At 62.6% G+C, this 19,780-nt stretch carries 17 protein-coding genes; 9 read left to right on the forward strand and 8 right to left on the reverse strand.

Translation table 11 applies throughout. The features are described 5' to 3' along the window. Positions 1-135 precede the first annotated feature (135 nt). Positions 136-1,392: a phosphoribosylamine--glycine ligase gene (gene purD, locus PCS43_RS04555; protein ID WP_007734401.1), complete on the reverse strand. Its 1,257-nt coding sequence runs from the start codon at positions 1,390-1,392 to the stop codon at positions 136-138. Between the two features lie 171 nt (positions 1,393-1,563). On the opposite strand from purD, the gene PCS43_RS04560 reads away from it, so the two are divergent. The 6 genes from PCS43_RS04560 (at position 1,564) to PCS43_RS04585 (ending at position 7,966) form a co-directional block, all read left to right on the forward strand. Continuing rightward, positions 1,564-3,186 carry an ABC transporter substrate-binding protein gene (locus PCS43_RS04560; RefSeq protein WP_209911449.1) on the forward strand — a complete coding sequence of 541 codons (1,623 nt, stop codon included), beginning with the start codon at positions 1,564-1,566 and terminating at the stop codon, positions 3,184-3,186. Then, positions 3,183-4,217, forward strand: a complete 1,035-nt coding sequence (locus tag PCS43_RS04565; protein ID WP_083059453.1) for an ABC transporter permease — start codon at positions 3,183-3,185, stop codon at positions 4,215-4,217. Before PCS43_RS04560 ends, PCS43_RS04565 begins: the two co-directional genes overlap by 4 nt. Then, positions 4,210-5,031: an ABC transporter permease gene (locus tag PCS43_RS04570; protein WP_020906350.1), complete on the forward strand. Its 822-nt coding sequence runs from the start codon at positions 4,210-4,212 to the stop codon at positions 5,029-5,031. Before PCS43_RS04565 ends, PCS43_RS04570 begins: the two co-directional genes overlap by 8 nt. After that, complete coding sequence (locus PCS43_RS04575; protein WP_209911444.1) at positions 5,028-5,945, forward strand: oligopeptide/dipeptide ABC transporter ATP-binding protein; 918 nt, start codon at positions 5,028-5,030, stop codon at positions 5,943-5,945. Before PCS43_RS04570 ends, PCS43_RS04575 begins: the two co-directional genes overlap by 4 nt. A gap of 1 nt (position 5,946) precedes the next feature. Continuing rightward, positions 5,947-6,594 carry an ABC transporter ATP-binding protein gene (locus PCS43_RS04580; RefSeq protein ID WP_116057197.1) on the forward strand — a complete coding sequence of 216 codons (648 nt, stop codon included), beginning with the start codon at positions 5,947-5,949 and terminating at the stop codon, positions 6,592-6,594. Between the two features lie 70 nt (positions 6,595-6,664). Then, on the forward strand, positions 6,665-7,966 hold the full coding sequence (locus PCS43_RS04585) for an HNH endonuclease signature motif containing protein (protein ID WP_209911441.1): 1,302 nt from the start codon (positions 6,665-6,667) through the stop codon (positions 7,964-7,966). 85 nt (positions 7,967-8,051) lie between these two features. Here PCS43_RS04585 and PCS43_RS04590 read toward each other — a convergent pair whose 3' ends face one another. Both PCS43_RS04590 and PCS43_RS04595 read right to left on the reverse strand, forming a co-directional pair. Continuing rightward, the gene (locus tag PCS43_RS04590) at positions 8,052-10,208 is read right to left on the reverse strand and encodes an ArnT family glycosyltransferase (RefSeq protein WP_209911437.1); all 2,157 of its coding nucleotides are present in this window, start codon (positions 10,206-10,208) and stop codon (positions 8,052-8,054) included. Further along, a complete protein-coding gene (locus tag PCS43_RS04595; RefSeq protein WP_209911434.1) occupies positions 10,205-11,446 on the reverse strand; it encodes a glycosyltransferase in 1,242 nt (413 codons plus the stop codon). Before PCS43_RS04595 ends, PCS43_RS04590 begins: the two co-directional genes overlap by 4 nt. An 87-nt stretch (positions 11,447-11,533) precedes the next feature. On the opposite strand from PCS43_RS04595, the gene PCS43_RS04600 reads away from it, so the two are divergent. The 3 genes from PCS43_RS04600 (at position 11,534) to PCS43_RS04610 (ending at position 13,889) form a co-directional block, all read left to right on the forward strand. Beyond that, positions 11,534-11,962, forward strand: a complete 429-nt coding sequence (locus tag PCS43_RS04600) for an HIT family protein (protein ID WP_054188098.1) — start codon at positions 11,534-11,536, stop codon at positions 11,960-11,962. 238 nt (positions 11,963-12,200) lie between these two features. Beyond that, complete coding sequence (locus PCS43_RS04605) at positions 12,201-12,836, forward strand: ScbR family autoregulator-binding transcription factor (RefSeq protein WP_054781562.1); 636 nt, start codon at positions 12,201-12,203, stop codon at positions 12,834-12,836. A gap of 156 nt (positions 12,837-12,992) precedes the next feature. Then, the gene (locus tag PCS43_RS04610) at positions 12,993-13,889 is read left to right on the forward strand and encodes a serine hydrolase (RefSeq protein ID WP_007734380.1); all 897 of its coding nucleotides are present in this window, start codon (positions 12,993-12,995) and stop codon (positions 13,887-13,889) included. A 71-nt stretch (positions 13,890-13,960) separates the two neighbouring features. On the opposite strand, the gene PCS43_RS04615 is transcribed toward PCS43_RS04610, so the two are convergent. The 5 genes from PCS43_RS04615 to PCS43_RS04635 all read right to left on the reverse strand — a co-directional run bounded on the left by PCS43_RS04615 (position 13,961) and on the right by PCS43_RS04635 (position 19,776). Beyond that, positions 13,961-15,580, reverse strand: a complete 1,620-nt coding sequence (locus tag PCS43_RS04615; protein ID WP_003945928.1) for a PucR family transcriptional regulator — start codon at positions 15,578-15,580, stop codon at positions 13,961-13,963. A 47-nt stretch (positions 15,581-15,627) separates the two neighbouring features. After that, complete coding sequence (gene menC, locus PCS43_RS04620; protein WP_054188095.1) at positions 15,628-16,743, reverse strand: o-succinylbenzoate synthase; 1,116 nt, start codon at positions 16,741-16,743, stop codon at positions 15,628-15,630. After that, on the reverse strand, positions 16,740-17,612 hold the full coding sequence (locus PCS43_RS04625) for a GNAT family N-acetyltransferase (RefSeq protein WP_070161505.1): 873 nt from the start codon (positions 17,610-17,612) through the stop codon (positions 16,740-16,742). The genes menC and PCS43_RS04625 overlap by 4 nt, the downstream gene beginning before the upstream one ends. Before the next feature lie 68 nt (positions 17,613-17,680). Further along, positions 17,681-18,775, reverse strand: a complete 1,095-nt coding sequence (locus tag PCS43_RS04630) for a M20 family metallopeptidase (protein WP_054188093.1) — start codon at positions 18,773-18,775, stop codon at positions 17,681-17,683. A gap of 143 nt (positions 18,776-18,918) precedes the next feature. After that, positions 18,919-19,776, reverse strand: coding sequence for a tryptophan 2,3-dioxygenase (locus PCS43_RS04635; protein WP_003945883.1), 858 nt, complete (start codon positions 19,774-19,776; stop codon positions 18,919-18,921). Positions 19,777-19,780 lie beyond the last annotated feature (4 nt).

The raw sequence follows: 19,780 nt of genomic DNA on the forward strand, positions 1-19,780 counted from the left end.
CGTGACCCCCGCGCTGAGATATACCGGGAGAAACCGAACGAGAAGTCCATACTCGTGGGTAACTTCGAGGAACCGTTGATTTTCCATGAAAAGGGCCGATGAACAGAAAGTTCACCGGCCCTCCGAAAGAACGAGTCAGGGAATTGAGATGCGACCTTCGACGGCGCCGAGTCCGATGTCCTTGCGGAAATGACCGCCGGGAAGCTTGACGTCGGCGATCTTTGCGTAGGCGTCGTCGCGAGCTTCGGTCAGATCCTTGCCCACTCCGACAACACTCAGCACACGCCCGCCGGCCGAGACGACGGCACCGTCTTCACGCTTCTTGGTACCGGCGTGCAGGACTCCGTCGGCGTCGGCTCCGGTGATCACGTCGCCGGTGCGTGGGGTTGACGGGTAGTTCTCCGCGGCAATCACGACCGTGACAGCGGAACCGTCGCGCCACTGCAACGGACCGACCGAATCGAGTGTTCCGGTCGAGGCCGCATTGAGTAGACCGCCCAGCGGCGTTTCGAGGAGAGCAAGCACGGCCTGAGTTTCGGGGTCACCGAACCGGCAGTTGAATTCGACGACGGCCGGGCCGTCGACACCGATCGCCAGACCGGCGTAGAGAAGGCCGGAGAAACTGCTACCGCGCGCGACCAACTCGGCAGCGACAGGCTTGACGACGTCGTCGACGATCTGCGTGACCATCTCGTCGGGCAGCCACGGCAATGGGGTGTACGCGCCCATGCCGCCGGTGTTGGGTCCGGAGTCTCCGTCGCCTACTCGCTTGTGGTCCTGAGCCGGGAGCAGCGGGATCACAGTTTCGCCGTCGACGAGGCAGAAGAGCGAAACTTCCGGACCGTCGAGGAAGGACTCGAGGAGAACCGGGTGTCCGGTCTCGAGCAGTTCTGCGGCATGATCGCGCGCGGCGAGACGATCCGTCGTGACGACTACGCCCTTACCCGCGGCCAGTCCGTCGTCCTTGACCACCCAGTTGGGACCGAAGCGGTCGAGTGCTTCGTCGAGCTTGGCCGGATTGTCGACGATCTCGCTGTGAGCGGTCTTGACGCCGGCGACAGCCATCACGTCCTTGGCGAAAGCCTTCGATCCCTCGATGCGGGCGGCGTCGGCCGAAGGCCCGAAGCAGGCGATACCTGCTGCGCGCACCGCGTCTGCGACACCGAGGACCAGCGGAACCTCGGGTCCGATGACGACGAGGTCGGCTTCGACCTTCTGGGCCAGCGCGGTAACCGCGTCACCCGAAGCGACGTCGATGGGGTGCTGCTCGGCGATTTTTGCGATCCCGGCATTGCCAGGCGCGCAGATCAGGGCCGTGACACCTGGATCGCGAGCAAGAGAGAGAAGGAGGGCATGTTCACGGGCTCCGGAGCCGATTACTAGTACGCGCACGGTGAACAGACTACGGCCTGCGATAACAGGGCTCTCGGAGTGCCACTGGCGGGGCCAAGGTCCCAGCGTTCGGCCTTTGTGCGAAATATCCGTTTCGAGATGAGATCATATGAATACCTGAATAGGTGAACAGATGTTTTCGGACACCTGTCCACCAAGGAAAGGACACCCGTGAAACTCCACAAACCAGGCGTTCTGACGCTCACCGCAACCGCCGCAATCGGCGCACTTCTGATCACGTCGTGCAGTAGCCCGACTGGCACCGACTCCTCGGGCAACAACGACGGCCTGGTCTTGGCCGACGGCTACGAGCTGGGCGGCTACAACCCGGTCGCAGGCTTCGGCGCTGCCGGTGAGGCCAAGATGTACGACGGCCTCGTCCGGCTCACCGGAGGGACCGGCATGCCGGGATTCGAGCCGTCTCTGGCCGCGGAGATGCCCACTGCCAATGCCGACGCGACAGTCTGGACGGTCAAGCTACGTGACGGCGTCACCTTCTCCGACGGGTCGACCTTCGACGCCGCCGACGTGGTTGCCACGTACAAGGCGATCCTCGATCCCGCTTCCGCCTCCGAAGCGCGTTCGTCGTACGACATGATCAGCGACGTCGTGGCCGTCGACGACAGCACAGTCGAGTTTCGTCTCGCCTACTCGTATGCGCCCCTGCTGACGAAGATGCTGATCGGCATCGTCCCGTCGGAATCCCTCGCGACACCCGGACTGGCCGCCGAATCGCCGTTGAACACCGCGCCTGTCGGTACGGGTCCGTACACACTCGTCGATCTCTCACCGGATCGAGCGGTCTTCGAGGCGAACGAGAACTACTGGGACGGTGCACCGGAGATCAAGAAGCTCACTCTCCTCTACGTTCCGGACGACAACACCCGCGCCCAACGTATGGTATCCGGCGAGATCGACGGAACCAATCTCCCTCCACTGCTTGCCAATACGTTCTCGGGCAAAGACAACATGTCGGTGACTGCCCATCAGTCAGCGGACTGGCGCGGTCTCTCACTTCCGACGAACAATCCCGTGGCAGGCGACAAAGCCGTACGGATGGCGCTCAACCTCGCCGCCGATCGCCAGTCGATGATCGACAACGTCCTGGGCGGACACGGCCGCGTCGCCGCCACCCCGATCCCCGAGGTCTACGGCGATTCGTACAACCCGAACGCAACCTTCGCCTACGACCCGGCCGAGGCCGAGCGAATTCTCACCGAAGCGGGCTGGATCGAAGGTTCCGACGGAATCCGTTCGAAAAACGGTCAGCGGGCGCAGTTCACGATCATGTACAACTCCGTCGACACCGTTCGACGTGATCTCGCTCAGGCATTTGCCTCCGATGCTCTCGCTGTCGGCATCGAGGTGGATCTCGAAGCGCTCTCCTGGGACCGCATAGACCCTCGAATCAACCAGGATTCGACGCTTCTCGGTGGTGGAGACGAACCTTTCGATCCAGACACGCAGGCGTACGACGCGCTGAACTCGAAGTACATAGCGCCCGGGGTCGGCAGCATCTACGACAACGCCAGCGACTACTCCAATCCAGCAGTCGACGCAGGCCTGGAAGTAGGACGCCGCAGCCTGGATCAGGCAACGCGTGACGCCGCGTATCGCGACGTGCAGCAGGCGTACGTCGAGGATCCCGGATTTGTCATCCTCGTATTCCTCGACCATACGTACGTTTCGAAGGATTCCGACTGGCAGATGTCCGGACCGGTACTCGAGCCACACTCACACGGTGTGACCTGGGGCCCGTGGTGGTCACTGCAGACGTGGGCCAGAGGGCAATGACAGCGGTCGACGTTCGGGTAGACGCGCGGCAATCGCTCGACCACCGTGGCAACTCCCGCCGAAAGGCCATCCTCACGATGGTCGGTCGGCGGGCGTTGTTCATCGTGCCGGTGATCGCCGTGGTGTCCGCGGGACTCTTTGCCGCCGCCGCGATCTCACCGTTCGATCCACTTGTCGGCTACCTGGGCACGCGATACATGACGACCAGCGACGCGGACAAAGCGTTGATCGCCGATCAGATGGGTTTCGACAACCCCTGGTACAGCACGTACTGGAATTGGCTCCAGGGCGTGTTCACCGGTGATCTCGGGATCTCCAGATCGTTCAATCAGCCTGTTTCCCAAGTTATCTCCGAGCGTCTGCCATGGACCCTGCTGCTGGTCGGTATCTCACTCCTCATCGCGATTCTCGCCTCGCTGACACTCGGTGTTCTCGCCGGAATCCGCAGTGGAGGATTCTTGGACAAGACCGTGTCCGGGCTGAGCGTCGTGGTCCAAGGACTTCCGCCGTTTGTCTTGTCGCTGGGTGCCATCGCGCTCTTCGCGTTGACTCTCGGCTGGCTCCCGGTCGCCGGGTTGACCGACGGGGGTGCCGATCCTACACCGGGACAGGTGATCCGGCACTTGGTCCTACCGGTGACGGTCCTTTCCATCTCGCAGATGCCGTGGCTCCTACTCGCGGTCCGAGAATCCGTCGTGGGTTCGAAAAGTGAGGGATTTGTCGCGGGCGCCGTAGCACGCGGAATCCCGGCGCCGACCATCACGAAACGCCACATACTGCCGACCTCACTGGCGCCTTTCGTGAACATCGTCGGCGTGCGACTGCCCGAGCTGATAGTCGGGGCAGTGCTGGTGGAAGAGGTCTTCAGTTGGCCAGGGATCGCCGGCGCCATCGTCTCGTCAGCCCGTGACCTCGACATGGCACTGCTCGCGTTCCTCACCGTCGGTACGACATTGACGGTCATGCTCGGCTCACTGCTTGCCGACGTCCTCGTTGCAGTACTCGACCCGAGAGTGAGTACCGATGGCTGAACGACGCTTCAAGATCGCCCTCGGCGTGCTGATCCTCGTTGCGCTGTACGCGGCGTTGGTCCCATGGTTGGCCGACGTCGACGACCGAGTCACAGACTTCTCGGCGGCTCGCCTGGCTCCGTCGTTCGATCACCCCTTCGGAACTGACTCGGCGGGCCGAGATCTATTCGTGCGCATAGCTGCAGGCATCAGAACCTCACTTCTGATCGCACTCGCCTGCGCGCTGCTCGCCACGGTGATCGGCGTCGCCGTCGGCACTACGGCCGGACTGGTCGGCGGCTGGGTGGACAGGTTCGTCATGCGCGGCACCGATGCCGTCAACGCACTCCCCCACCTGTTGCTCGGCATCGTCATCGTCGCGATGTTCCGTGGAAGCATTGCCGCCATCGTGCTTTCGATCGCACTGACCCACTGGACCCAAGTGGCCCGGATCATCCGCTCCGAGATCTTGAGTCTGCGCGAGCGTCCCTACATCGACGCCGCCATTCTCGCGGGAGCCAGTCGACGTCACGTGATCATGCGCCACCTCGTGCCGGCGACGGCGCCGCAGGCTTTGATCGCAGTCGTTCTCCTGCTGCCCCACGCCGTCTGGCACGAATCGACATTGTCCTTCCTGGGATTCGGCCTTCCCCCGCACAAGCCCAGTCTCGGGACGCTTCTCGAAGAGGCACGCAGTTCTCTACTCCTCGGCGGTTGGTGGACGCTGGCATTCCCCGCCGCAGTTCTCGTGATCGCCACCGTCGCAGTTGCCGTCGCCGGTTCGGCCCTGCGGTCGATGCTCACACCACCTCGACCTTCGGAGTTGCGACTGTGAACCACGGCCTGCGCATCGAATCTCTCACCGTCAGGATCCCTCTACTCGAAGGATCGGTAGTTCACGCTGCGAGCGACATCGACCTCGACGTTCCAGCCGGCACGGTGACCGCACTTGTCGGGGAATCGGGGTGTGGCAAGTCGATCATCGCCACCTCGGTCATGAACATGTTGCCGCCGAATGCTTCTCGAACCGGAACGGTCACCGTCGGAACACCGGACCTCGAGATCGACGTCTTCTCCGGCACCGCGTTCCGTGGGCGGCACGTGGCTCTCGTTCCACAATCCGCCGCAACACATCTCACCCCCGTCCGCACTGCGCGATCGCAGCTACAGGAGACGATCGACGCACTCGGCAGCGATCACACTTGCGATGCCTTGGCACTTCGCGTCGGACTCGAACCGTCGGCCCTGGACTGCTACCCGCACGAACTGTCGGGCGGCATGGCGCAACGCGTTGCCATTGCCGGTGCGCTGGCCGGGAATCCGTCGGTGATCGTCGCAGACGAACCCACCGCCAACCTCGACCGCGAACTCACCGACCACGTCATGGGATTACTTCGAGAGTGCGCGGACGCCGGAGCGGCGGTCCTGCTCATCACCCATGACCTGGCATCCCTCACCCGCAGCGGTGTCGCTGATCGACTTGCCGTCATGTACGCATCACGCATCATGGAGACCGGTCCGGCCGCGCTGGTGTTCAAAGATCCGCTTCACGATTACACCCGAGACCTTCTCGGCGCCTTACCTTCCAGAGGTTTGACTCCCATGCCGGGATCGCCACCGCAACTCACCGATCTCCCCGAGGAGTGCGTCTATCACCTACGACGCCCGGAGTCGAAACAATCCGGTGGCCCGACCGAACTCGTCATATTGGGTGACCGCACGTACCGAACGCTGCGGAAGGTGGGCTGACATGAGTCTGCAAGCTCTGGGAATTACCAGCGGTTACCACCGGGACCGACCGGTGCTCGAGAACGTCTCGCTCGAAATTCCGCCGAGAAGGCTGATCGGCCTGAGCGGGACTTCGGGCACCGGAAAAACAACACTTGCAAGGATTCTCGCCACGTTGGACGCACCGTGGTCAGGCGAGGTGCGGATCGACGGATCACCCGTTGTGGGTACCAAATTCTCGGTACCCGCGGCACTACGCGGGACGGTGTCCATGCTGTTTCAGTCACCTCGCGCATCAACCGACCCTCGGCAGACGCTCGCCTCGATCATCGGTCAACCCAGCGATATTGCCAGTAGGTCAATCGATGTGGTCGCACTGGCAGCAGAAGTGGGCCTCACTCCCGATCTCTTGTCCCGTAGACCCCACCAGGTGAGCGACGGCCAACTACAGCGCGCCTGCCTGGCGAGATCGCTGGCGCAACAACCGAAATACCTCATCTGCGACGAGGCGACTGCGATGCTCGACGCCGCCACGACGGCCGCGCTCATTCGATTGATCGAGAGTCGCGCCTCCGAAACCGGCGTCGGCGTATTACTCATCAGCCATGATCGCGAATTACTCGACGCCTGCTGCGACGTGGTCCACGACCTCGACAGTATCAGCGCTTAGCCCCTGCGAAATCAACTCTTGACTCGAACACGTGTTCGAGTATGATTTGGGCAGGGGATCGGGGGATTCAATGAGTGTCTTGTTGTCGGATGTGGTGTCGGGTTCTGCGGTGGGGTTACGCGGACGCCTGTGGCAGTTGACTGCTGCCGAGTTGCGCGCTGCTGCTGTCGAAGCGAGTGCGGAGATTCTGCGCCTGGAAGCCGTTCGTGTTGCGGTGGTGGACGAGTTGTCGTTGCGCCCGGATGATCAGGTGATTGCCAGCCGCGGGGTGGGTGCGTGGTTGGCGGCGAACACGATGTTGCAGGTTCGGGACGGGAAGAAGATCGCCGCGTTGGGTGCGGCTTTGCGGCCGTTTCCGGCGGTGGCGGCTCGGTTCGATTGCGGGGACTGTTCGTTCGATCATGCCGTGTTGATCGTGGCGTTCTGTGAATCACCACCGAAAGGCATGCCGGAGGAGGCGCTACCGAAGTGCATCGATTTGTTGTTGGCTGCCGCGTCGGGGGTGGAAGCGACGACGACGAAAGTGCGGAACGTGATCGCGACCTTGGAGCGAATTTTCGAATCCAATGAGATTCCGCCCGCCGAGGATGTCGATCTCAACGAGTTGCGGATCGCGTCGACATTGAACGGTCGAGTGGTGGTGCGCGGCGATTTCGACGCCCTCACCGGGGAAATGCTGCTCTCGGCGTTGTCGAATCTGACGATGCCGACCCCAGCACCAGATGGGACGCCGGATGCCCGGTCGGCGGCGAAACGCACCGCGGACGGGTTCACCGAACTGATCCGCCGCTATCTGGACTGCGCGAAAACCGGTACCGATGGTGGCCAACGCCCGCACGTGAACGTGCACATCTACGCGCGTGATCTCGCTGAGCATCGGGACTGCGCCGCCACACCAACTGATGGTGGTGGAGTGGCTGTGTCTGATCTTGATGTCGGGCACATGCCCTGGCTGGGACCGCTGTCCGTGTCGCAGACCAGACTCCTCGGCTGTGATTGTTTCCTGTCCACCGTGCTGCTCGACGGTCACGGCGCACCGTTGGATGCGCAACCAGGGAAGAGGTTGGTCACCGCCGAACAGCGAGTGGCGTTGATTGCCCGAGACAGGGGCTGTGCGTTCCCGGGCTGCACATGTGTACCGGCGTGGACTGATGCGCACCATATCCGGCACTGGGCGAACGGCGGCCCGACGGTGATGAACAACCTGGTCCTGCTGTGCCGTTCGCACCACCGGCTGATGCACCGCAAATCCGGGTTCGTCGGGAAATGGAAAATCCGCATCGGCGCCGACAACAAACCCTGGTTCATCCCACCACCCTCGATCGACCCCGGCCAGCAACCGCGGCCGGCGAACACCACCTTCAAAACCTGAGGACGAACCTCAGGCATACAACTTCACGCCAGGTCCGCATCGGAGGAAGCACCTCCGATTCGGACCTGGCGTGCGTTCATTATGGTCAGCCTGCAACCGTCAAGTCGTAGAGGGTTACTCCGTCCACCGTTGTGGCGGTGAAGTTTTCGGTCACCCACGTCGAGATAGCGGTAGCGGTGCCTTCGGCGTTCATACCGCCACCCATCCCACCGCCGGCGATGAAGAAGTGAATCTTGCCCTCTGCCACGTACTGCTGGAACTGCGCGAGCGTCGGCGACGGATCGCTCCCGTTGAACCCTCCGATAGCCATGACCGGTGACTGCGTCGCAAGCTGATAACCCGATGCGCTGTTGGACCCGATTGCCGCGGCTACCCACGTGAACTGGTCGGAGTTCTCTTCGAGAGTGGACACAACAGCGGCTCCCGGCGTGCTGCCCTGCAGTAGACCACCGGCACCGCCTCCCATTGCGCCTCGCGTCCCGTCGGTGGTCGGCGTGGTACCGCCCGGAACTGTTGCACCACCGGGCATCTGACCCATTCCTACAGGGGGCGTGCCCGGCATTCCGGTCCCAGCCCCGTCAGTCCGACGGTTACCGCCATCAGCCGTGCCACCGAATCCACCGAATCCACCGAAGCCTCCGCGGCCACCGCCGGGCCCGCCCATTCCACCTTCGACGCTCGGTCCGGCCGAAACTATGGAACCGGTATGCGGAGTGTTGATCGTGTCGATCGCGTATGCAGTCGGACCTGCCAGACCGGTGAAGATCGCTGCGAGAATCACTGCTACAGCCAATCGACCTCGCGTCACTGCCGGAATCAGCACTGCCACGGCACTGACGATGCCGACCACCAGAATGGTCCAGCGAAGCCACGGTACGAACGTAGGCGAGCGTCCGAGCAGTACCCACGCCATCGCGACGGTTGCGGCCAAGGACACCGCCAGAATGATGCGAACCCAGAGGACGTCACGATGACGCCACGCCACTACCGATCCTGAACCGATCAGCGCGGCGATCGCCGGCGCCAGCGCAACGGTGTAGTAGGCGTGGAAGATTCCCGCCATGAAACTGAAGGTCAGTCCGGTCACCAACAGCCAGAGCCCCCAGACGATGAATGACGCACGCTGTGTGTCAGCGCGGGGTGCCTTGCCTCGCAGCACGATTCCAGCCACCAGAAGTATCAGTGCAGCAGGAATCAACCAGGCGATCTGTCCGCCCTGGGCCGATTCGAACAGTCGGGTAATGCCGGTACTCCCCCACATACCACCGCCGGCCCGACCACCTGGTGCCATACCTCCCCCGGCCATACCACCTGCGGCCTCGCCCATGCCGGGGAAACCGCCCGCAGCAGCGCCGGCCGCAGCATCACCAGCACCGCGCATTCCGCCGCCGCCGACGCTTCCGGTCTCGTTGCCGCTCAAGCGCCCGAGCCCGTTGTAGCCGAGCGTCAGTTCGAGAATCGAATTGTTCTGTGAACCACCGATCCACGGACGCGAGTCGGCCGGCCACAGTTCGACGATTGCCAACCACCATCCGGCGGAGACGATCAGTCCGCCCAGTGCCGCGAACAGTTGGAGTACGCGCTTACCCAGTTTCGGCGGTCCGGCGATCAGATAGGTGAGCGCCAGCGGTGGAACCACCAACATGACCTGTAATTGCTTTGTCAGGAAACCGAATCCGCAGAAGATACCGACCAACACGAGCCAGCGGGTGCGGCCGTCCTGCACGGCGCGCATCATCGCCCACACTGCTGCGATCATCAGGAGCACCAGCAGAGCATCCGGGTTGTTGAACCGGAACATCAGCGCCGCTACGGGTGTGAGCGCAAGTACCAGGCCCGCGAGGAGGCCGGCGGCCGCACCGAAATACCGTCGAACCGTTCCCCACAACAGTGCAACCGATCCGACCCCGAGGAGTGCCTGCGGCACCAACATCGCCCAGGAATTGAGTCCGAAGATGCGAACCGACAGCGACATCAACCACAGGGACATGGGCGGCTTGTCGACGGTGATCGAGTTTGCAGCGTCCGAGGAGCCGAAGAAGAAAGCCTTCCACGACACCGAACCTGCCTGTACCGCAGCGGCATAGAACGAGTTGGCCCATCCGGACGCGCCCAGGCCCCAGATGTAGGCGACTCCGGTGCCCACCAACAACACTCCCAGCGCCCACGGTTCCCAGCGCACCTGACGTTGCGGTTCCGGCGCTGGCAGCGGCGCGGCGAGTGTCTCTGCAGTGGCGGTCATCGATTGGCTCCTACGGATTGTGCGGTGCGAAACACCCAGCGCAGTGCGATGAATCGACTGACTGTGGCAACAAGATTGGCGATGACGAGTACGGCAAGCTCCACGTGCTTGGAAGCATCGGGCGCCATGACGTCGAGCACGAACAACGATCCGCTGGTGAGCAGTAGACCGAACCCGAACACGAGCAGGCCCTGCATCTGGTGACGAGCGGATCCTTCCGACCCTCGGATCCCGAAGGTGAAGGCCCGGTTGGCGGCGGTGTTGAATACCGCGGTCACCAGCAATGCGACGGCGTTGGCCCACTGCGCACCCATGATCGAGTGCAGAGCGAGGTAGAGCAGCGCGTACGCGAGCGTCGAAATGACTCCCACCACGGCAAAGCGTGAGAGCTGCCCGACCATTCCTGGTGGAACTCCGGGAACCAACGGTTCACGTCCGAAACTTGCCCTGAGCTCGGCCAATGGAAGGGAACCGGTAGACAGTGCTCGCCCGACACGGACCACACCTTTGAGGTCGGCAACTGCCGTGGCGATGATGTCCACCCGACTGTCCGGGTCGTCCACCCAGTCGACAGGGACCTCGTGAATCCGCATGCCCGCTCGCTCGGCCAGCACCAGCAATTCGGTATCGAAGAACCACCCGGTGTCCTCCACCAGCGGAAGTAGTTGCCGTGCAACATCGACGCGCATGGCTTTGAATCCGCACTGGGCGTCGGAGAAGCGAGCATGCAGTGCGCTTCGGAGGATGAGGTTGTAGCTACGTGAGATGAACTCACGCTTGGGGCCGCGCACCACGCGGGACGATCGTGCCAGCCGGGAACCGATGGCGATGTCCGAGTGTCCGGAGAGCAACGGAGCAATCAACGGCATCAGGGCGTTGAGGTCGGTCGAGAGGTCGACGTCCATGTACGCGACCACGTCGGCATCGGAGTCGCTCCATACCTGCCGCAGTGCTCGACCACGACCCTTCGCATCCAGGTGGACGACCCGGACGTCGTCGAATTCTTCGGCGAGGGAACGGGCGAGTGCCAACGTGCCGTCGACACTGGCGTTGTCCGCGATGGTAATTCGTGCAGAGAATGGCACCTGCGTGCGTAAATGCCGGCGCAGGCGCCGCACGCACGTCTCGAGGCCTGCCTCTTCGTTGTATACCGGGACGACCACGTCCAGCACTACAGTCGTCGCGGAGACCTCCTCTGCGTCCGTGCTGCCCGCGGTCTGCATGGCTTCTGTCGTCATGCGTCCTAGATTTGTCGGGCCGGCTCCGACGAACCTGCGTCCAGCCTGGGAGTTTCCTGGCAACCGGACGCGGGCTAATCTCGGGATATGCCTTCAGTCTTCAGTGCCATCATCAACGGGGATCTACCAGGACGTTTCGTGTGGGAGGACGAGGACGTCGTCGCGTTCTTGACCATCGCGCCGGTAACGCAGGGCCACGTGCTTGTGGTTCCGCGAGCCGAGGTCGATCAGTGGCAGGACGTGGATCCTGAACTCTTTGCCAAGGTCACCGCTGTTGCCCGCAACCTCGGCCAAGCCGTGCGTAAGGCGTTCGACGCGCCTCGGTCGGGTCTCCTCATCGCAGGTCTGGAAGTTCCGCATCTTCACGTTCATGTTTTCCCCGCATACGACATGGGGAACTTCGACATCAGTGGCGCCGACACCTCGCCGTCACCCGAATCTCTCGACGAGGCACAGTCCAAACTCAAGTCGGCGCTACGCGACCTCGGCTTCGAGGCAACTGTCTCGACTCGTTGATCGCATACCTTCGACCGAATTTCGCTGGCCGATAACTGGACTCCCCGCCGCAGCCTCCAACGGAGGTTGCGGCGGTCGCATTTGTCGCTCCTACCGACCGTGACCTGCGATTGCACACCGAACAGTCCGTTTCGCGCTGTCGCGCGAGCACGAGATTCGCTGCTACCGTGGGTCGCTGGTCCGGGAGCTAGGGCCCTAAAACTGGTTCACGTGTTAACAGTCGGAGGACAAGGGAGCAATGCAGGAACGTGCCAAGATCAGTCGCCGACAGATTCTTCAAGGTGCTGCTGATCGGTTCGAAGTCACGGGGTACGGCAGCACGAGCATGAATGACATCGTGTCCGCGGCGCAGATGACCAAGGGCGCGGTCTATTTTCACTTCTCGTCCAAAGACGAACTGGCTCAGGCGGTGATCGAAGAACAGCACCAGATCTCGATCAGTGCCTTCACCGCAGTTGCAGCCACAGGCGCACCGGCACTGGAACAGCTCGTCATGGTGTGCCACGAGATGGGCCGCCAACTCGTCGCAGAACCTATTGTTCGTGCGGGAATCCGACTTACCCTCGAGTTGGCCTCTGCCGACGGTTCGCAAGGCCCGTACGTCGTGTGGATCCGCGAGCTTCGAAAACTGGCCGAGGCCGCGAAGCTCGAAGGCGACATCCGCGACGATGTGGAGCCGGAATCGGTGGGTCGCGTGGTGATCTCGGCATTCACCGGCGTTCAACTGGTTTCGAACGTGCTCACCAGACGAAGCGATTTGAACGACCGTATCGACGAATTGTTCACCATCCTGTTGGCAGGCGCGGTCTCCGACAAGCGACGCAGCGCCGTCGCCGAACTGGTCGGATGTCGCCTCGAAACTTATGCGTCCTGATCCGGAGAACACCCCGACGCCCGGATGATTCGGCGCAACAGCACCGAACCGTGCGCCAACCTTCGTCGATTCGTACAAGACCCCCCGTCGTCGACTCACTATCGTCAGATCCACGAATAACCCAGATACATGGATACCGACGAAAGGGCTTCTCGAATGACCGAAACCGCCACGTACGTTGAGAGCGCACAGCAGGAGATCGCTGCTGTACTCGCCGAAGCGAAGACCGATGCCTACGTCCACGCACGCGACATCGATTCCGGCGAAGAGTTCGGCTACGGCGCGGACGAAGGTGTCATCCTCGCCTCCGTTTTCAAGATTCCTGTTGTGCTTCAGTACGCCCGTGAAGTAGCGGCAGGCACCCTTGATCCGACCGAGCACGCCACGGTGACCGCCGAGTTCCGCTCCGGCGGCATCGGTATCGGCGGCTGCGCCGACGACGTGACTGCAAGCTGGCGAGACCTCGCTCTGCTCATGATGAGCTTCAGCGACAACGCCGCCACGGATTTCTTGTACGAGCGTCTCGGACTCGACAACATCGTCGCAACGCTGCGCGGGCTCGGTTTGGAGAAGACCAACTTGGTCCGTGACTGCCGAGGCCTCTTCAAGACGGTCTACGACGACCTCGGCGTCGACAAGGGCACCTTGCTGGAAATGCCCCCCATCGAAATTCTTCGGACAATTTCCGTCATGGATCCCGCCCGCTCCAATTCCAGTACTCCTCGTGAGATCACAATGTTGCTGGCTGCAATCTGGAGGGATGAAGCCGGCCCCGCATCGGCTTGTGAAGAGGTCCGAACCATCATGAGCAAGCAGGTCTGGCCGCACCGCCTTTCGTCCGGTTTCCCCGACGAGGTCACTGTCGCCGCCAAGACCGGAACGCTGGGACTGGTACGAAACGAAGCCGGCGTCGTGGCGTACCCGGACGGCAAGCGTTACGCCGTCGGTGTCTTCACCAAGTCCCACGAGCTCACCCACCGCGCCCCGAAGATCGACGCCTCCATCGGAACCGTCGGCCGCATCGCTGTCGAAGCACTTCGCAACAACAGCTGATCCGAACCCACTGACAAAGAATGCGGGTCGCGCTGAGAAATCAGTGCGACCCGCATTTTTCGGCTTTCGAGCTAGCGTGGACCGCGCAGACGAAGATGCACCATCAACCGGAAGCGGACGTTGGGGTCGTCGAGATCCAACGCGGCCATACCCTTCAACTTGCTGAGACGATACCGAAAGGTGTTGGGGTGCACGTGCAATGACGCCGCGGCGTCACCGACATCACCGAACGCGTTGAGCCACGCATCGAGAGTGTCCACGAACGAGGTCGCATGAGCGGCGTCGTGGCTGGCGATCGCCTCGATCGGTCCGAGGTCCGAGAACCCTTCGGCTGCAGCTTCCGACGCGATCTCCAACAGGATGGCATCGACGTGGACGCTGCTGAAGGTGGCGACGCTGCCCGACGCTCGTCCCGCCAACAACACTTCGAGGGCATGTTCGGCGTCGCGCTTCGATCGGCTCAGCTGCGCCGGTCTGGTCACGACCCGGCCGATCCCGATGATCGTGTCGCCGGACGCTCCGGTGCGGTCCAGGAAGTCCGAGGCCACACGGAACGCCTGCAACTCGGCTTCGGCCGGGGAATGCCCTCGCACAGACAGCACCGCGTAGCCGGTTCCGTTGACCAAGGCTGCCGCCGACTGCGAGTGGACGGCGCCGAGGTGCATGGCCAGAGCGTCGGTCAGTCGCACCACGTGGGCGGCATCGTCCGGCTTCGACGATCCTTCGAAAGACCTACGACCCAAAGCCATCACGAGTGCGGGGCCGGTCCCGAGGCCGAGGCGATTCATCGCGTCGACCGCACCTGACCCACCGTCGAGAAGGGTTGCGATCAGGTCTGCGCGCAGTCGGCGCTCGGCGTCGGCGCCGCCGCGCAACCGCAACATCTGCAGCGCGATCAACCCGGCTGAATCGCGCAGAGCACGCATCCGGTCGTCGGACATCGGCTCACCGGTTGCCACCCACATGGAGCCGAGGAACTCGTCGCCGGCTCTGATGGACACGGCGATACGACCCATTTTGGTACCGAGGGTCTCGGCCGAGACCCACACCGGATCGTCGCTGCGATAGAGCCGGTCGAAGACCCCGGCCTCTTCGAGCACTCGAATGTACTGGTCAGGAACTTGCCGCTCCAGAACGGTCGCGATACGTGGACCGTCTCCTTCTTCCTGGCGGCCGGAGAAGGCGATGACCCGTGAGCTTCGGTCCTCGATCGTGATCGGCGCATCGAGAAGTGCGCTGACAGCGTTGGCGAAGGCGAACAGATCGCCGGCCGGGCCACCTCCGCGTGAGTGGATGTGCCCGACTTCGTTTCGGGCCGAGAGCACCGAATGAAGCAGGCTTGTCAGCTGAACCCACGAGACTCCACGCGCCAAGGCCAACAGCACGACGCCCGAGGCGATGACGGATTCGCGGTCCGCATCGCTGACCTCGGTGGTCACTCGCGCGACCACCACGCGTACTCCGCGCTCGGCCAGGCCGGCCACGGACTCCGCGATACGTTCGCCTCCGGTGACGCCGACGAGCAGCACCATGGAGTCCGGTGTCGAGGGTGAGTCGTCGTCGGGGTCGTGAATGACCACCGAGGCGATCTCCTGGACCGCCTCCGGGTCGCCGACAACCGGATTCAGCACCGTAGTTCCCACGTCTTCGAGAAGCCGCACCAAACTGATGCGAGGTCGTACGGTGCCCACGTCTATCACTCCTTCGTCCGGTGAACGAAGTGTGTCATAGTGATTCGTCAAAGCCGATCCATGCCGATCCATTCGACCGACGTGGTAATTGCTTCGAGCAGGTCGGGGATCGGTTCGACGCCGATGCCCGGTCCTTCCGGAACCTTCACGTAACCGTTGTCGAGTACGAACGGCTCGGTGATGTCTTCGGCGAAGTACCGGTCGGAAGCCGATGTATCGCCTGGTAGGACAAATCCGGGGAGCGCGGCAAGCGCGACGTTGGCGGCCCTGCCGATTCCGGTCTCGAGCATTCCGCCGCACCACACGGCAATTCCGTTGGCCTTGCAGACGTCGTGGATACGACGCGATTCCAGATAACCGCCCACACGTCCCGGTTTGATGTTCACCACGCTGCACGCACCGATTGCCAGCGCGTCGGCGGTGACCTTCGCGGAGGTGATCGACTCGTCGAGGCAGACCGGCGTCCGCATCATCTCGGCCAGCCTGGCGTGGCCACGCAGTTCCTCTTCGGGAAGCGGCTGCTCGATCAGCAGGAGGTCGAAGTCGTCGAGCCGCTGGAGATGGCGGGCGTCAGCCAGGGTGTACGCGGTGTTCGCGTCGACCTGGAGGAGTACGTCGTCGCCGAACCTCTCGCGGACTGCGCGAACCGGCTCGATGTCCCAGCCCGGTTCGATCTTCAGTTTGATGCGCAGGTATCCGGCATCGAGGAACCCGCCTACCTCCTCTAGCAGCTCATCGATCGAATTCTTGATACCCACCGAGACACCCGCGGGTACGCGATCGACTACTGCACCCAGGTACGAAGACATGCTCGTCCCGGCAGCCCGTAACTCGGCGTCGAGAAATGCGGTTTCCAATGCCGCTTTGGCCATGGGGTGCCCGGCGAACTGTTCCATCGTCGCGCTCAGTGCGTGCACGTCGGGATCGGTGAGTTCACCCAGAGACGGAATCAGGAACTTACGAAGGACTTCGGCGGCGCCGTCCGTGTATTCGGAGCAGTAGCGAGGCTCGGACATCGCCACGCACTCGCCCCAGCCCTCCGACTCCGAGGTGACGACCTTGACGAACAACACGTCCTTGGTGGTCTCGGTGCCGAACGAGGTACGGAACGGCGCTTTCAACGGCATTGCCGCCCGGCGTAATTCAACTCCTTCGATCTTCACGATGTAACCTCCGCTGTTGTCCTGCCTGCCTGTGTTCCCGGCGCACGGTCCAGCACGTACTTTCCGGTTCTGGTAACTGCGAGAACCACTCCGTTCTCGGCGAGCACACCACCGAGAGTCTCGCGGACTGCCAGGCGCCAGTCGTTCGCTGCCGTCGGGTCCGACTTACGCAGTGTGTACACGTCATTCGGTGTAGCCACCGTGACGAATCGATTCTTGGTCGACTTCAACACGGGCAGGCCGGCTTCGGAGACGGACAGCAGTTCGCTCGCCCCCAAGGACTCGGGAGTCGGGACTTCTCCCGAACCGGCGACGACGTCGGCAACCTTGCTACTACCGATTTCCCAGTCGATCAACAACCGGTCGCTGTCTGCGCCGCCGTTGAGGCTGTCGTTCATCGGCGCGTAGAAACGCGGCAGATACTGGATCGGGAACGCACCGAGTTTCGAGACGTTGAAGTAGGCATTGCGTGCGACGAGCGGGTCGAAAGTCCACCGCACGTGGAGAATTCCCCGTTCCAGTGCCCACGCACGCTGGAACAGTTTCAACGCGAGGCCGATGTGCCCGTTCTGCACGTTCGGGAGGATCCCCGTGATGTGCGAATGCAACGAACGGTGTTGCGGTTCCTCGAAGAATGCAACCGAGCCGCCGATCAAATCTCCACCACGAAACGCGCCGGCGACGTAGTTACCGGAGTGTGCGAGCGCTTTCATCATGTCCCGATGGACGGGAGGGTTACCGCTCTCCGGCTGCCATACCTTCTCGAACAGACCGAATACCTGTTCCAACTCGGCATGCCCGGTGACGGTTTCGATAGTCACACATGCAAGCAGGGCGGCCTGCTCGGCCTGGCTGATTGCTTGCCGCATCCGTGAAGGCGATACACCTCCGAATGGTTGAACGGTCTTGCGTTGGACATTGTTCGGCGACGTCATAGTCACAGTCCTCCCTCCAGGATTCGAGTCACCAGACCGGCCAACAAGGTGGCGCGCGGGATCATCTGATCTATCTCTACGTGTTCTGTCGCTGCGTGGGCGCCACCGCCGACGGCACCGAGGCCGTCCAACGTGGGAGTTCCTACTGCGGCAGTGAAATTTCCGTCCGATGCACCGCCGACGGCGCAGTCGCGCAGCATCCCCAAGCCGCTCTCACTGCTGACCTGGTGAGCGAGAAAGTACAGCTTCTCCGAAGACACTGATTCCAGTGGTCCACGGTTGGGGCCTCCGGACACCGAAATTCGACTTTCGGCCAGCGCCGGTGTCAGTGCACGGATCGAACGGTCGATGCGTTCCTGTTCCGTCGCCGACCACATGCGAACGTCACACCACAGTTGCGCTTGCGCTGCAACAGTATTGGTGGTCGTGCCGCCACTGATCACGGACGGAACCACCGACGTTCCCGCCGCCGGGTCCGCGAGCTCCACCACGGCCTGAATCTGATGTGCGAGCTCCACTACAGCGTTCACACCTCGTTCGGGTTCCAGTCCGGCGTGTGCAGCGCGTCCCTCGATGTCGACGCAGTACAGCGACATACCCTTGCGCGCGGTCTTCACTGCGCCGTCGGCTGCGGCTTCGAGGACCAGCACCGCGTCGACCTGACGTGCTTGCTCCTCGATCAGTGCGCGCGAGGTCGGGGAGCCGATTTCCTCGTCGGAATTGAGGAGCACGACCACCCCGTCGAGCGACGGAAGCGATGCGAGCGCGTGGAAGAGCTGGACGATGCCGGCCTTCATGTCGAAGACTCCGGGTCCGGTGGCGATGTTGTCGGTGACAGACCAGGGCAACTCCGCGAGCGTTCCGAGCGGCCAGACGGTGTCGAAATGGCCCAGGAGCATCACCTTCGGCTCCGCGCCGAACGACCAACGCAAGTGCTGGCGCCCGTCGATGCGGATACGTTCGGGGGTGCTTCCGAGGTGGCGTTCGCCGATTTCGGCCACCACGTCCGCACATGCATCGACTGCGCCGAGATCGGAACTGGGCGACTCGGCGGTTACCAACGCCGCCAGGTCTGCCACCATTGATTTCTTGTCCACTCCGACGCTCTCCTGTCACCGACTTGCAACTTCGCAGTCAAGCTTGGTCGAAGCGACCCTGTCGGATCTTGTCCAAGACTCCTGTCCTTCGGGCTCGGATTCGTCGTGTGTCACGAACAGCTGGGTGTCATCAAGCAGGTGTGTCAGGTACCGATCTCTGTTCGGGCGGCAAACAGCTCGGGAAAGAAGCTCAACTCCAGCGCACGTTGCAGGAAGCCGGCACCACCACTCGAACCGCCGGTCCCCTTCTTCATGCCGATCACCCGCAGCACGGTCCGAAGGTGCCGGAACCGCCACAGCTGAAAGCTCTCCTCGAGGTCGACCAACTCCTCGAACGCCTCGTACGCCGTCCAGTGCTGTTCGACGTTCTCGTAGATTGCCTTGACCAGCGGAATCAGCTCGTCGTTTCGCACGTAGGGCGCGCTGACGTCTCGTTCGAGAGCCGACGCCGGAACGTCGTACCCCTGCCTGGACAGGTACCGCCAGAACTCGTCGTACAGTGTCGGCTCCCCGAGCAGGGTCTCCAACAATCGATGGGCGGACGGATCCGATTCGAACACCTTCAGCATGCCCGCGTTCTTGTTTCCGAGCACGAATTCCACGGCGCGGTACTGGTACGACTGGAACCCCGATGAGTTGCCGAGAACGCCCCTGAACTCCGCATACTCCGCCGGCGTCAGTGTCGCCAACACCGACCACTGCTCGGTCAAGGTGGCCTGAATATGTTTGACACGTGCGATCCGCTTGAACGCAACCCGAATATCGTCGGCAGCGATCGCTGCTCTGGCCGCCCGAATCTCGTGGAGAAACAGCTTGAGCCACAACTCGCTGGTCTGGTGCTGAATGATGAACAAGAGTTCGTCGTGGTGTTCCGGCTCGCTCACCGGGTGCTGCGAATCCAGGAGGGTGTCGAGTCCGAGGTAGGCCCCGTAACTCATCTTCCCGGAAAAATCGGTGACGACGTCGTCTTCGATCTTTCGTGTGCCGTCCGTTGCCGACATCTTC

Source organism: Rhodococcus sp. C-2, assembly GCF_027854095.1.
In the GTDB taxonomy this organism is placed as follows: Bacteria; Actinomycetota; Actinomycetes; order Mycobacteriales; family Mycobacteriaceae; genus Rhodococcus_F; species Rhodococcus_F qingshengii.

What these genes read in the sequence shown, in the direction of transcription:
- PCS43_RS04565 (WP_083059453.1), top strand. Translation starts at nt 3,183, where the DNA reads ATGACAGCGGTCGACGTTCGGGTAGACGCGCGGCAATCGCTCGACCAC.
- PCS43_RS04570 (WP_020906350.1), top strand. Translation starts at nt 4,210, where the DNA reads ATGGCTGAACGACGCTTCAAGATCGCCCTCGGCGTGCTGATCCTCGTT.
- PCS43_RS04580 (WP_116057197.1), top strand. Translation starts at nt 5,947, where the DNA reads ATGAGTCTGCAAGCTCTGGGAATTACCAGCGGTTACCACCGGGACCGA.
- PCS43_RS04585 (WP_209911441.1), top strand. Translation starts at nt 6,665, where the DNA reads ATGAGTGTCTTGTTGTCGGATGTGGTGTCGGGTTCTGCGGTGGGGTTA.
- PCS43_RS04590 (WP_209911437.1), bottom strand. Translation starts at nt 10,208, where the DNA reads ATGACCGCCACTGCAGAGACACTCGCCGCGCCGCTGCCAGCGCCGGAA.
- PCS43_RS04595 (WP_209911434.1), bottom strand. Translation starts at nt 11,446, where the DNA reads ATGACGACAGAAGCCATGCAGACCGCGGGCAGCACGGACGCAGAGGAG.
- PCS43_RS04600 (WP_054188098.1), top strand. Translation starts at nt 11,534, where the DNA reads ATGCCTTCAGTCTTCAGTGCCATCATCAACGGGGATCTACCAGGACGT.
- PCS43_RS04605 (WP_054781562.1), top strand. Translation starts at nt 12,201, where the DNA reads ATGCAGGAACGTGCCAAGATCAGTCGCCGACAGATTCTTCAAGGTGCT.
- PCS43_RS04610 (WP_007734380.1), top strand. Translation starts at nt 12,993, where the DNA reads ATGACCGAAACCGCCACGTACGTTGAGAGCGCACAGCAGGAGATCGCT.
- PCS43_RS04625 (WP_070161505.1), bottom strand. Translation starts at nt 17,612, where the DNA reads ATGCGGCAAGCAATCAGCCAGGCCGAGCAGGCCGCCCTGCTTGCATGT.
- PCS43_RS04635 (WP_003945883.1), bottom strand. Translation starts at nt 19,776, where the DNA reads ATGTCGGCAACGGACGGCACACGAAAGATCGAAGACGACGTCGTCACC.